At 49.5% G+C, this 13,278-nt stretch carries 10 protein-coding genes and 1 pseudogene; 5 read left to right on the plus strand and 6 right to left on the minus strand.

Annotated features, from left to right (window positions below):
• Positions 1 to 236: 236 nt before the first annotated feature.
• The 4 genes and pseudogenes from AB9F29_RS00495 to AB9F29_RS00510 form a co-directional block, all read right to left on the minus strand.
• Complete coding sequence (locus tag AB9F29_RS00495; protein WP_369754410.1) at positions 237 to 2,093, minus strand: putative bifunctional diguanylate cyclase/phosphodiesterase; 1,857 nt, start codon at positions 2,091 to 2,093, stop codon at positions 237 to 239.
• A 249-nt stretch (positions 2,094 to 2,342) separates the two neighbouring features.
• A pseudogene (locus AB9F29_RS00500) lies at positions 2,343 to 2,672 on the minus strand (CHASE domain-containing protein); the annotation flags it as partial.
• A gap of 438 nt (positions 2,673 to 3,110) precedes the next feature.
• Positions 3,111 to 5,720, minus strand: coding sequence for an ATP-binding protein (locus tag AB9F29_RS00505; protein ID WP_369754229.1), 2,610 nt, complete (start codon positions 5,718 to 5,720; stop codon positions 3,111 to 3,113).
• Between the two features lie 90 nt (positions 5,721 to 5,810).
• On the minus strand, positions 5,811 to 6,344 hold the full coding sequence (locus AB9F29_RS00510; protein WP_369754230.1) for an oxidoreductase: 534 nt from the start codon (positions 6,342 to 6,344) through the stop codon (positions 5,811 to 5,813).
• Between the two features lie 187 nt (positions 6,345 to 6,531).
• Here AB9F29_RS00510 and AB9F29_RS00515 point away from each other — a divergent pair, with 187 nt between their 5' ends.
• The 4 genes from AB9F29_RS00515 (at position 6,532) to AB9F29_RS00530 (ending at position 10,411) form a co-directional block, all read left to right on the plus strand.
• Entirely contained in the window at positions 6,532 to 7,155 is a 624-nt protein-coding gene (locus AB9F29_RS00515; protein ID WP_335586788.1) for a response regulator transcription factor, read from the plus strand.
• A gap of 129 nt (positions 7,156 to 7,284) precedes the next feature.
• Positions 7,285 to 9,195, plus strand: a complete 1,911-nt coding sequence (locus tag AB9F29_RS00520) for a cation:proton antiporter (RefSeq protein WP_369754231.1) — start codon at positions 7,285 to 7,287, stop codon at positions 9,193 to 9,195.
• A 239-nt stretch (positions 9,196 to 9,434) separates the two neighbouring features.
• On the plus strand, positions 9,435 to 9,734 hold the full coding sequence (locus AB9F29_RS00525) for a hypothetical protein (RefSeq protein WP_335586786.1): 300 nt from the start codon (positions 9,435 to 9,437) through the stop codon (positions 9,732 to 9,734).
• Positions 9,735 to 9,838: 104 nt separating this feature from the next.
• Positions 9,839 to 10,411 carry a hypothetical protein gene (locus tag AB9F29_RS00530; RefSeq protein ID WP_335586785.1) on the plus strand — a complete coding sequence of 191 codons (573 nt, stop codon included), beginning with the start codon at positions 9,839 to 9,841 and terminating at the stop codon, positions 10,409 to 10,411.
• Positions 10,412 to 10,495: 84 nt separating this feature from the next.
• Here AB9F29_RS00530 and AB9F29_RS00535 read toward each other — a convergent pair whose 3' ends face one another.
• Both AB9F29_RS00535 and AB9F29_RS00540 read right to left on the minus strand, forming a co-directional pair.
• Positions 10,496 to 11,506, minus strand: coding sequence for a zinc-binding alcohol dehydrogenase family protein (locus AB9F29_RS00535; protein ID WP_369754232.1), 1,011 nt, complete (start codon positions 11,504 to 11,506; stop codon positions 10,496 to 10,498).
• A gap of 24 nt (positions 11,507 to 11,530) precedes the next feature.
• Entirely contained in the window at positions 11,531 to 11,821 is a 291-nt protein-coding gene (locus AB9F29_RS00540; protein WP_369754233.1) for a putative quinol monooxygenase, read from the minus strand.
• Between the two features lie 98 nt (positions 11,822 to 11,919).
• Between AB9F29_RS00540 and AB9F29_RS00545 the strand changes: the two genes are divergently transcribed.
• Positions 11,920 to 12,822 (plus strand): LysR family transcriptional regulator, encoded by a 903-nt coding sequence (locus AB9F29_RS00545; RefSeq protein WP_369754234.1) that lies wholly within the window; start codon positions 11,920 to 11,922, stop codon positions 12,820 to 12,822.
• Positions 12,823 to 13,278 lie beyond the last annotated feature (456 nt).

The raw sequence follows: 13,278 nt of genomic DNA on the forward strand, positions 1-13,278 counted from the left end.
TGGGGGGACTACTGCTAATTGCTAAATAAACTGATGCAGGAAACGGACCAAAGCTTCTAAAAAACATGAGTAGTTTAGAACATCACGACCGTCCGAGGGTCTCTTGGGAAGCGTTTTATTACTGTTTATGCCAAAATTTTCTAGATCTAATACAAAGGCGCGCGTCGGTCTGACCAAATTTTAGTTTTGTATTTTTAAGTTAAAGACAGTGAAAGATTTGCGAATGTTGGCCTGTTCTATGAGGTCGTCACTTTTCCCACATGAATTTTATCTCGCACGAGGAGTTCAAAAAAGCTATCCCCCGACATCGGCCGACAAAGTGCGTAGCCTTGGAGCGCGTGACATCCCATGCTTCGAAGGGTGTCGATGTGAAATTGGGTTTCAATGCCCTCAGCGATAACTTCAATATCAAGGGAGCGCCCAATCTCAATTAGAGAAGCAACAATTTTCCGCGCGGACGGGGAGAAACTAATTGGAGTAACAAGTTGATTGTCAATTTTAAGGCGCATGGGGCGAAGCTTTTGTAGGGCAACAATCGACGCGAACCCTGTTCCAAAATCATCGATTTCAATTTCGATTCCCATGTCCTTTATGCCTGCAACATTATCTTTCAGCATTTGATTTTCATCATCCATAAAAATCGATTCTACTAATTCAAAACATATGGAACCACGTGGAATATCCAGTTTTGCGAGGTCATCCAAAATATGTGGACTAGCTATCTGCCTCGCGGACACATTTACCGAAATCCTTGGTACAATGGCTCCCGCCTTTTGCCAGCTAATGCGATCTGCTAAAACACAAAGAAGTATTGCACGGTCAATATCGGCATCTCTTCCTATTTCTTTTGCGTTTTCAAGAAAATCTTTGGGAGTGAGAAGGCCACGGGTTGGGTGGTTCCAACGGGCGAGCGCTTCGACACCAAAAAACGACAAATCCGAACCGCTGTATTGGGGTTGATAATAGGGTATCATTTGCCCTTCTGTCAGCGCGATTTCTATCTCAGATAGAAAACTATTTTTGCGATCTAAAGTGCGTCGAAGTTCTGCGTCGCAGAGTTGAAACTGGCCTCTTCCCAAGATTTTAGCCTCATATAATGCGACATCGGCGTCCCTTAGGATGTTTTGTGGAGTTGTCGTGGAAATAGCGTCCGTAGCAATACCGATCGACGCCCCAATTGTTATTTTTCCATTTGAAACACTGAGAGGTAAGGATAATCGGCGGATTATTTTTTCCGCGAGGGTTTGCAGATGGTTCTCTTGCGCGAAAAAACTCTTACTTTTTCTGCTAATGAAAATGATGAACTCATCTCCACCGAGTCTAATAACATGATCTTGATCGTCAATAAGAGTTCTTAGGATATTGCCGACTTGATTTAGAATATTGTCACCTGCGAAATGGCCTAATGTGTCATTTACAGTCTTAAATCCGTCCAAATCTATCTGGAGAACACCAGCAAAAGCTTCGCCCGCGGCGTAGCTCACTTTGTGTTCTTCAAGGCGTTGATCAAGGAAGCGACGATTGGGAAGTTCAGTAAGTGCGTCGTGGTGAGCAAGGAACTCTACGCGCTGTCTCGCCAGTTCTATTTCAAAGTTCTTCTCCTTTAAATTTTGATTTGCGGCCTCGAGCGATTTTTGCATTTCTGTTTCTTCGGTAACATCCCAATTTACTCCAACAATTTTTGTACGCCCTTTGAATTGAATTATGTTTGCTAAAGAACGGACATGGCGAATGCCGCCATTTGGCAATAGGATTCGGTAAACGGATCTAAAATGAACGCGCCCACCAACCCCAGCCTCAAAATCAGCTTCTGCTCGTTCGCGATCTTCCGGGTGAATGCGAGCCGCCCAATCAGTATGGTAGTGTTCCCTAAAGGAGGGGGGGTATCCATACAGTTCATTCATCCGCGCATCCCAGATGATCGTTTTTTTGTCGACATCAAATTCCCAAACTCCAGCCCCAGCGGCTTCCATGGCGAGGTGAAGGCGTCGGGATTGCCGATGTAGATCGCCCTTTTGCTCCGAAAGAACATCAATATACTCATGGCGCTGGTGTATGAGGAATGCGGAGGCAAGCATGGGCGCAATGATCATCAGGGCTGCAACCAAAAACGCACTTCGAAGAAGCCAGAGTGCTGGAGGTATCGTTTTCCAGCCCTCTTTTGGCACCGCTGAAATTCGCCATGCGCCCGTGGGAAGACGAACTTCCATTTGAACGGGGGTGTTCTGAATTGTTTCTATATTCCCAAAAAACATCTTCCGTTCGCCATTCACAGTATCTTGGCTTTCAAGGGCAATGCTGATTTTTGAATACGGATCATAAAGGCCGCTCGTTGAGTAAAGACGGTCCAGATCAATGACGGCTGCAAGGACCCCCCAGAAGGGTTCGGACGGGGCGTGCATGTTGAAAATCGGGTAGCGCCCAATAAAAGCCCGCCCCCCTTGAACAAGTTCGACTGGCCCGGTGAGAACCAATTTTTTTGTGTCGCGAGCTTGCAGCACGGACGCCAGCTGATTCGGAAGCGTTCTGTAATCTACGCCGATTGTCGGCTCATTGCCCTTGGTTGGGTAAACGAGTTTGATTATCATGTCTGGCGCGGCGGCCACGTTGCGAACGTTTTTACTATTGCGGAAAAATTCCGCCGCAAGCTCAGTAAAGTTTTCCTGCGACATGTCGGGTTCGACCGAAAGCGCCGCTGCGAGACCCTGCGCGAGGTAGAGGTCGCTGTTGAGGTGAATCTCAAGATTGGCACGTACGTCGTTGGCTAGGGTGCTGACATCATCTCTCAAGGACTGAGCAAAAATCTTTTTAGTTTGAAGCTCCGTCACATACCAAACGGACGCAACCAGAAGCGCGGCAATAATGGCAGGCAATAAAGATAATTTCGGAAAAAACCGTAGTCTGTTTTTCCGGTTTAAGGCGTCTTGAGGCAGTTTGTTTGCTCCTACTGATAATTTTCGTCCAGATTCGGACCTAAGTGAGTTTTGTGCGGCGTGTCCCTATTATGTTCACTGTTTAGAGCAGCATCGCGGTCTTTATCATATTCGAACCCAGCATGTGTTTTAGCGGCCCAAGTTCAAATTGCTGTTTAAATGCTAACACATAAAAGATTAACGGGGCCTTTCCCTTGGGGCAGCATTGGCTGTGACCGCTTCATCATAGACCTCTGCGCCCAAAGTCAGTTCCAAAAAAATTTCCGCTGCGTTAAGTTCCTCTCTAAGAGCGTCAATATTGTCAGTCTCTGCTACGGATTGTGCTGCCGCTAATTTAGCGTGAAGCGCGCTGGCTCCCATTGATGCGCTCAGGCCCGCAAGCCTGTGAATTTGAATGACAAGGTCTTTGGGTTGGCCAACTGGCGGATGATTTCTTAAATCTTTGACGAGATCCTGAAACCCCTTTTTCATCTCACTGCGAAAACGTGCGCAGGTTTTTGCGAAGCGTTCAGGCCCCAGGATGTCCTTAATGCTTTCTATCTGTTGGAGGTCCAAAAGCTTGTCTCCAAAGGAAGGTGCCTCCGTTTTTGCCACGGGCTTAAATCCCAGAACAGAGAGAATGCCTGCGCGGCTGACTGGCTTAACAAGAACATCATACATCCCCGCAGCAAGGCAATCATCACGGCTTTCTTGGCTTGAATGGGCTGTGAACCCAATTATTTTTGCATCCGCAGACGCGCCCTTCATATTCCCTCGGAGCATTTTCGTGGCGGCGATGCCGTCTAATACCGGCATGCTGATATCCATGAATATATAGTCAAACTTCGTTGCATTTGCCGCCTCGACCCCCGTTTGCCCGTTTTCAGCAGTCTGCACCTCTAGGCCCACATCCTCAAGAAACTCCAGCATGAGCGTCCTATTGATCGCATTATCCTCCACTAAAAGGGCCCGAATTCCTTGTGAACGGTTCCCAACGGACGGGGGCGCGTTGAAGGCGGGCGCGCCTAGGTTTGTCTCTGGCGATGGGCAATTTACAAACGGAAGCTTTACCCAAAATGTACTCCCCGCACCGACTTCGCTTTCAACCCCCATCTCGCCGCTCATCGTTTGAACCATGCGGCGGGTAATACTGAGCCCAAGGCCGGTTCCATCTGCGTCACGGTCGTATCCAGTGTTCAACCGCACGAAATCGTTGAATATATCCTCTAGCTTGTCTTTGGGAATGCCGAGTCCGTTGTCAGTCACATGCACCTCAAAGCAAACAGTTTCGTTGTCTTGCAAAAATGTGCCAAAATCAATCTGGATGTGCCCATTTTGAGTGAACTTGATTGCGTTCCCCAAAAGATTAATTAGGATGCTCCGAAAACGCCTTTTGTCGCCAATGTAAAAACCGGCATCTGCCCCCGTGAAATCAGCGCCCAACGAATTCCCCCGCGCGCGGGCCAGAGACTGGGCGTTCTCTATAATGTCCTCAATGACTTCCAACGGACTAAACCTGTCTTTGCGCGGGGCCGTTTCTGAGGCATCTAAGCTCGCGATGTCTAGAACATCATTGACGTGGCTTAAAAGATGGGCAGCCGACGAGCGCGCGATGGAAAAGAATTTGTTTTGATAGGGCGTAAGCGTCGTGGAGGACAAAACTTCATGTGCGGAAATGACCCCATTTAAAGGCGTACGCATTTCGTGGCTCATAATTGTAATGAAGTCGGATTTGGCCTTGGCCATTTTGAGGGCTTCGTCGCGGGACCGCAGGATATTTTCCTTGATGGCCTCGCGCTCCGAGATGTCGCGCACAAAGGAAATGAAAATCGTTTGGTCGCCATCGACAGCGGGTGCAATCGAAACCTCGATTGGGATGACTTCACCCCCTTTTTTCAAGCCGTTAAGTTGCAGGAGCCCCTTTCCAACAAGGGGGCTCTCGCCGGTTTCCAAATGCTGACGGATTTCCGAGCGCATGATCGATCGATTGCTTTCGGGGATAAGGTAGTGAAGGGCCTGTTTGCCCAGAACTTCGTCGCGCGAATAGCCAAAAACATGCTCGGCGGCGCCATTATAATCCAAGAGAACACCATTTTGATCGCTGACAATTACCGCATCAAGCGACGCCCCGATGGTCGACTGCAGGCGCGCTGTGACATTGGTCAGAGTTACTTGAGTTGCCCGTGCTTCACGAACGGAACGATAGAGGAGGACCACGACTGAAATAAACGAAACCGCCAGGAGGAGGGCGATGACCAAAATTTGAATAAGAAGTTTGGACAACTGTGCGCGGTGATCATCAGAAGTTTTGGCAAAAATCTTGGTTGTTTTGCTTGAGAGCTCTTGCAAAAACGTGTCCTGAGCCTCAATTTGCGCATATAGAATTGGAAGGTCATACCGCAGTTCTTTATCCGGCTGGTCGATGATCGTTGCAAGTTCAATTGTTTGGGCTTGGAGTGAATCCAGAAGCGCAATTAGCTGCGCATCTGGCGTAAGATATTTGGAACTCCGCATAGAAGTAACAGTCTCTGAGCGCGAATAATACAAATCAAATCTACGCCGAAGGGGGGCCAAATCCGCATCTGGAGATCGCATTGCCAAAAGGAGAGCTTGTTGCAGACGAGCCTGCTCGACGTTCAGCTGCGTTAGTGTCCATTGTGAGCCACCATTCGGAGAGGACTCAAGCAGTTCAAGATGGTCGCGCACTGATTGACTCAGGGGGATAACCGCCGCGACAAGCCCAAAAATTGCTAGGCTCAGAACAACAAAACGCCACTGTTGGAGGCCGAATTTTCGGATGTTGCTCATTCGGCTCCTTGAAGGTTTCGCGCCTAAACTCCGGAGGTGCGCTTCCGCAAAGCAACCTTAGCGTGCAATCTTCGCGTTGAGGAGAAAAAACTACTCGAGGACTTCAATTTCTTCGAGTTGCCAAATGCTGCGGGTATAAATGGTCTCTGTGCGGTATTTTTTTTCAGTATCAAAGGGATAAACAATCCAAAGGGGGCCTTTGTCTCGCAAGGACATAAGCTCTCTATCCATTTCATACGCAACAATAGGATAGAGATCGTCAGCCTCCGGCGCTGGAAAATTGATGGCATAGTCATTTGCTGCGCGCGCGCGCAGGGTCACCGGCTCAGCGCCATCAATCGACTTAACTTGTGCAAGAAGTGTCGAGAGCGGGACACCTTTAAACCGGTGCACGCCTTCAGTCCATATTGTCGAGGTCACAAAAGTTTCGCTAGGGAGTGCTTGGAGCATATCAATTGAAAACGCAGCACTCCCTTCCTTTTCATACCCCAATATGTTTTGCCCAGACACCGTCAATACAATTTCCGAATGTGGCTGCTGCTCTTGACTCGCGTATGTTATACCCGTGAGTGAGATCGCGAAGATGGCAGCTGTGCCAATTATGGAAACCGGTTTGAAATACATTGACCGTCCTTTTCAATTGTTTTTATTATATAGTCTCTGCGATAAAAAATGTTTTGGCAATTTGGGATAGTTGTCTATACTTTTGTATAGTATTTATTTTTTTTGCGATTTGTATTGGCTTTCTTTTTTCGGCGTAAAGGCTTGCGCGGAAGAGTTTCGGGTTTTGATGGATTTCTAGGAGATATTTTTGCGCGTTCTGGTTATCGATGATCATACAATGGTGCTTGATATGATCTCTTCCCTTCTTGCTAACGAGACAGATATGGATGTTGCTGTGGCAACGGATTTTCCAACCGCGCTTGAGCTTCTCAACACAGGGCGTCCTTATGATCTCACGCTTTTGGATTTTAGTATGCCAGGGATGGTCGGACTTGAAGGCCTTGCCGCAGCGATCAAAGTTTCTCAGGGCAAGCCCGTGGCAATTATGTCGGGTGTGGCCAGCAAAGAAACCGCAGTGGAGGCCATTAACGCGGGGGCCGCTGGGTTTGTCCCAAAAACGATGCATGCAAAATCGCTTGTGAGTGCCGTGCGATTTATGGCGTCGGGCGAAATATTCTTACCTACGGCCTTTATGGAATCCACGGGCGAAAAGGCCGAAGTCCACCCGATAATTAAAGATTTTACGCAACGTGAGTGTGAAGTTCTTGAGGGGGTTTGCCGCGGATTGTCCAATAAGGAAATTGCGCGAGAATTGGATCTGCGCGAGGTGACGATAAAGCTCCATATGAAAAACCTGTCGCGAAAAATTGGGGCGAACAATCGTACACATGCGGCCATGATTGCGCGCAACGCGGGCTTGTTCACGCCCTAGCGAAACCCATGTAGCAACGGGGAAACGGGCGCGCACACACGTATTGCGCAAGCACGCACAGTGTTTTTCCTATTTTTGGTGCCAAAACGCGGCTAGTTTTACCTGACCCCAAAAATTGGACGCCCAAAAATGACAGATTTTTTACTTCTCGCCTTTATCTTCCTCATCGCGGGGGTCTTCTCGGTACCTATTGCGGCACGGCTCGGGTTGGGATCGGTGCTTGGATATTTGATCGCGGGTATCCTCATTTCTCCTTTGCTTGCGCTCCTGCACGTCGATGTCGTGTCGATTCAGCATTTCGCCGAGTTCGGGGTTGTTATGATGCTGTTCCTCGTCGGGTTGGAGCTTGAGCCAAAACTGCTCTGGGCTATGCGGGCAAAACTCCTCGGTCTTGGGGGCGCACAAGTTGCCTTTACGACGGGCGCTGTGATGCTCGCGGCACTGGCACTTGGCCATGTGTGGAGTATTGCCCTCGCGATTGGGCTTGTCTTTGCCCTGTCCTCGACCGCCATTGTGCTGCAAACCCTTGGTGAAAAGGGGTTGATGAAAAGCGATGGCGGGCAGGCCAGTTTTTCTGTGCTGCTGTTCCAAGATATTGCCGTGATCCCGATGCTGGCCCTCATTCCTTTGTTGGCGCTTACCGACCTAACAGATGTGGTGCAGCACGCCGCATCGGTCGCTGACGCCGGTGCACATGAAGATGGGATGAGTCTGGTCGCGGGGTTAAATGCTTGGCAAACCACGCTTGTTACGATTGCTGCCGTTGCTGCCGTCGCCATTGGTGGCAATTATCTGACAGGCCCGATTTTTCGCTTTATCGCGGGTGCCCAATTGCGCGAGTTGTTTACCGCAACGGCGTTGATGATTGTGATCGGCATTGCTTTGCTCATGTCTCTTGTCGGCCTCTCGCCTGCGTTGGGCACGTTTCTCGCCGGCGTTGTCTTGGCCAATAGCCCATACCGCCACGAGCTTGAGTCCGACATCGAACCGTTCAAAGGCCTTTTGCTCGGTCTTTTCTTTATGACCGTTGGTGCCAGCGTAAATTTCCCCCTGCTGTTTGCAAATCTCGGGTCAATCATCGGCCTTACGCTCGGATTGATTGCGATCAAAGCGGGTGTTCTCTTTGTTCTGGGCGTTTTGTTTAAACTCTCTGGAAGTGATCGCTGGCTGTTTGCGATGGGCCTTGCGCAGGCGGGTGAGTTTGGGTTCGTTTTACTGTCCTTCACCGTTGGCGCGAACGTCATTCCCGCAGAAATCGCGGACCAGTTGTTGCTCGTTGTGGCGCTGTCGATGCTCCTGACGCCGGCTTTGTTCATTCTGTACGATCGTGTGATTGCGCCGCGCTACCTTGTTGATTTGGAGCGAGAGGCGGATGAGGTTCCCGAGAATAGCCACATCATTATTGCCGGACATGGCCGTGTTGGCGGTATTGTGTCGCGGATTTTACAAAGCGCAGGTTATACGCCGACTGTGATTGATTTTAGCTCCAAGCAGCTCGATATGTTGAGTAAATTTGGCGTCCGGGCCTATTACGGCGACGCGACGCGCCCCGATATGCTCCATTCGGCGGGGATTGATCAGGCCAAGATGTTGGTCGTTGCCATCGACGGCAAAGAAGCGATCACGGAACTGGTGAAATACGTAACACAGACGCATCCGCATGTGCATGTTGTGGCGCGCGCCATCGATCGAAATCATGTGTACGATCTTTGGTTCGCTGGATGTCGAGACGTTATCCGTGAAACCTACGATAGTTCCCTGCGCATGGGGCGCTCTGGTTTGGAGGCTCTGGGGGCCACACGCGCGCAAGCGGATCGTGCGTGTCAGGCCTTTGATGTGAGTGACCGAAAATCAATTCTGGCTATGGCAGAGCACTATGATCCGGAACTTTCCTATGAAGAAAATGACACCTACACATCCAAAGTCCGCGAATATGCACAAGAGTGGGCGGCGGATTTAACCTCGGAAATCGCGGCTATCTTGAGTGAAAAACCAGCCCCAAGGTCGGATGAGGCCGACCCCTTGGCCAAGAAGAAATGAATCTACGTTTTTGGTTAGGGCACAAGGGATTGAAAATTGTACCAATTCTCAATTTGATACTGTAACCTAGAATCCTCATGCTCAATTGTTAGGGCATGATTGACGAGTATCAGGGTTGTGCTTCGGTGCAACCCTTTCCCCAAACGGCAGTCTATTCGTTGAAATAATATAATTTCCTTGATTGTTTACAGTTTGGTGGCAAAATGAAGGGACATAATCTTAAGGAGTAGGCCTATCCTATGTCGGTTTTTGCAATTGCTGCTCAGCTGAAAAAAATGCTTCTCGGGATGGAGAAGGACTTGGGGTTTGACACGTTGTCGGAGTCCGAGAAGTCTATTTTGTATGCTGTCATCGATTTGGAAGGCGGAAGCGCAATTCATTCCAGTTTGATAAAATCCCATGAGTTGACCGACAGCTTGACGAAACCCACATTCCATCGCGCCCTAAAATCCCTGGTTTCAAAAGGGTATATTATTCATGAAGACGGTACGAAAACGGGTCTGTATCGGTTTAAGAAAGCTAACTTTAAGACCTCATAAGGCGGGCTGCGCTTAATGGGAGGGAATTTTCCTGTATCTTATTGAAAAATATTATTTATTTAAGTTTTTGGCGCGGTGTGCTTTGGGCATAGGATGGTTTGTAAATGTTCCGTGATAGCACTTGGATTGTGCCAATGATTTTGGTCACATCCGCTTATCTAGTTTGTTTTTATGTGACGTTTCTCATTATTTTCCCTTTTCAGAATGCCGTGTTTGGAACCATTCCGGTTTACGCGAGCTTATTGTACTTGCCGCATGGCGTACGGGTTTTGGTGGCCCGATTCTATGGTTGGAAGGCGGTTGTCTTTCTAGCACCGGCCACCTTGCAAACCCACTACTACTTAAGCGGTTGGAAAGGCGGGGCTGAAATTAATCTTATCTCCGTGGGTGCAAGCCTTTTGTGTGCCCCTTTGAGTTTCTGGATTTACGAAAAGTTGAAAAACGCTGTGGGTAATGGTGGGAAACCCAATTTCGATTGGCGCAGCCTCTTGATCGTTGGTGTGATGGCATCGTTGATCAATGCTCTGGCGTTAAACCTGTATCATTTTGATCTGGCTCCGATGGAAATGTTGCGCGCATCCCTCGCTTATTCGATCGGCGACATTTCGGGGCAATTCTTGATCATGTTCCTTCTCATGATGAGCTTTCGGTGGGCGCGAAAATTTGAAAGGGCGTAAACATACATCCCTTTAAGTCGCCCAAAACCGAAAAAAAAGGAGCCCCGCGAAGCTCCTTTTCCATTGGTTGGTTGCACAGGTTCGCTAGAAACCCTCGACCACAATTTTCCCTTTAGCAGTGCCCGTTTCAATGAGCTTGTGGGCCGCACGCATATTTTGTGCGTTGATCGGCGAGAGGATTTCGCTGACGGTCGTCCGAATGCGCCCCGCGTCGATTTCACCCGAAACATAGGTGAGCAGTTTGTGCTGCTCTATCATGTCGGGCGTCTCAAACATGGCGCGTGTGAACATGAGTTCCCAATGCAAACTCGCAGCCTTGGTTTTCATTCCCGCCATCGGCATCGGCAAATTGGTGTCGTCGATTGTGACGATTGCTCCTTGGGGACGAATAAGTTCGACCCCAGTATCCCAATGCCGCATGTCATTGAAAATCGCAATATGATCAACATGTTGGAAGCCAAGGGCGCGGACTTGCTCTACCATTGGTTGGCGATGGTTCACAACGTGATCCGCCCCAAGTTCCTTAACCCAGCTTACCGTTTCGGGACGGGACGCTGTGGCAATGACCACGAGACCCGCGGCTTTAGCGAGCTGAATGCCGATCGATCCAACACCCCCACCCGCGCCAATAATCAAGAGGGTTTGCCCCTTGTTAGCACCGTCACGGTCGATCCCCAATCGATCAAAAAACGATTCATAAGCTGTGATTGTTGTGAGGGGCAACGCCGCAGCTTCGGCAAAGTTAAGAGATTTTGGCTTTATTCCGACGATACGCTCATCAACGAGTTGAAACTCGGAATTCGATCCCGCGCGTGTGATATCGCCCGCGTAATAGACCGCGTCACCCGGTTTGAAAAGCGTCACTTCTGGCCCCACGGCCTCAACAACACCGCTCGCATCCCAGCCCAAAACGCGTGGCGTTTCTTCCACCGTATCTTTGGGGCTGCGAACTTTTGTGTCGACTGGATTAACGGAAATGGCTTTGACCGCGACCAAAAGATCACGCCCCAGTGCCGTCGGCTTGGGAAGCTCCACATCTAAAAACGAATTTGGGTCTTCGATGGGTAGGTAATGTGTAAGGGCAACAGCTTTCATGGTATTTCTCCTAATTTCAATCGTTTAGCTCACGATTGTCATCTCATTCAAAATGAATTCAGCAACGGCACCGTCGGTGGCTTTTTTATAGGCACCAATATGCGGAGCGTTCAAATGCGTTTGCCACAATTCTCGGGTGTCCCAGTTTTCATAGAACATGAAGTGGCTGGGGTTTTCGTTGTCTTGGTGAAGGTCATAGTTGACACAACCGGCCTCTGCGCGGGTCGCATCGATGAGTTTCAATAACTCGGCTTTGACCAACTCGATTTGATCTGGGTTGGCCTTAATATTAGCGACGATGGTAAGTTTGGGCATTTTGACGTTTCCATTGTTGTTGTGTGACATCACTTAACGACTTGCGTGTGGCGGATAAACGGGCAGTATTCGGAATAATAATCCGGAGAAACCGTACAATGTTGCTCAATAATATCGCCCTATTCTTGCAAATCGTCGAAAAAGGCAGCCTCACTGCTGCTGGCCGCGAATTGAGGCTATCCTCAACCACCGTTTCAGAACGCTTAGCCGCCTTGGAAGCGCATTTCGGGGTCGTTCTTTTGAATCGTACAACGCGTGCAATCAGCCTTACCGAAGAAGGTCGCACGCTTGTTGACGGCGCCAAGCAGGTACTCGGAGAAGTTGAGGACCTTGAAGCGCGTATCCGGTTTGGGGCGCAAACGCTTTCGGGTCCAATCCGCATAAGCGCCCCAAGCAATCTTGGGCGCACCCATATTTCAAGAGGAATCACGGAATTCTTGTCCGATCATCCTGCGATTTCGATCGAATTACTGCTCTCGGACGGATACGTCGATCTCGTGGGGGAGGGGTTTGACATGGCGTTTCGGTTTGGCCCCGCAATAGACAGTTCCCTGCGCTCCAAAAGTTTGGGTCATAGTCGCAGGTTTGTTTGTGCGTCTCCCTCCTATTTGGAAAAACACGGAGCCCCCCAAATCCCTGCCGATCTAAAGGAGCATAATTGCTTGGTGATGCGATTTGGCGCGAAGTTGGATAATGTCTGGCAGTTCGGACCAAGTCCCCTCCCACAAATCGTGTCTGTGCGGGGTAACCGCGTGGCCAATGACAGTGCTCTCGTGCAGCAGTGGTGTCTTGAAGGCCATGGCATCATTCTGAAATCAGAGTTGGATGTAAGTGCTGAGATCAAAGCGGGCAACCTTGTCTCGCTCTTGGAAAATCATCCGCCGTCGCCGACTCTGTTGCAAATGCTTTTTCCGCCAAGCCGCGCACAACCAAGGCGCGTCCGCGCACTCGTGGACAAGCTTTCGCACGTCCTTCAAGAAGCGGAGTGGAGAAAGGGATGATATGCATACCGGTCGGAACAAGTCCTGGAATTTGCATTCGACCGTGAATTAGGATGCGCCTGTGTTGGCTGGATCGAGGCGGCAATTTGCGTGGCAGAAGGGTTTTGGGCCTTTAGCTACGGTGGATGGGCATATTGGAGCGACGTAAAATAGACGAAGCGAAAGAACCATTCGCCTGTTTCCAATGCCAAGTTTGCGTGGAAGCGTCCAGCGATCAAGAGTACGGCTGCGGCGGTGCCAAGGGTAGTAGGGTACGTGCCAGTCGAAGACGCTACAATCGACAAGTTTTAATCCAAGACAAGTTAATTGGTGGTGCGCGATGTTTTAAAACGCGCGTCGGACGTTAAACACCTTCAGCATATGATTTACACTTACTTGCTTTGGGATCTGACAGCTGACCGCTCGTTTCGGGTCTGGTGTGTGAGTATTTCAGATATCCGCATGCGGCGTGGGGTC

Source organism: Falsihalocynthiibacter sp. S25ZX9 (genome assembly GCF_041205405.1).
GTDB classification, from domain to species: Bacteria; Pseudomonadota; Alphaproteobacteria; order Rhodobacterales; family Rhodobacteraceae; genus Falsihalocynthiibacter; species Falsihalocynthiibacter arcticus.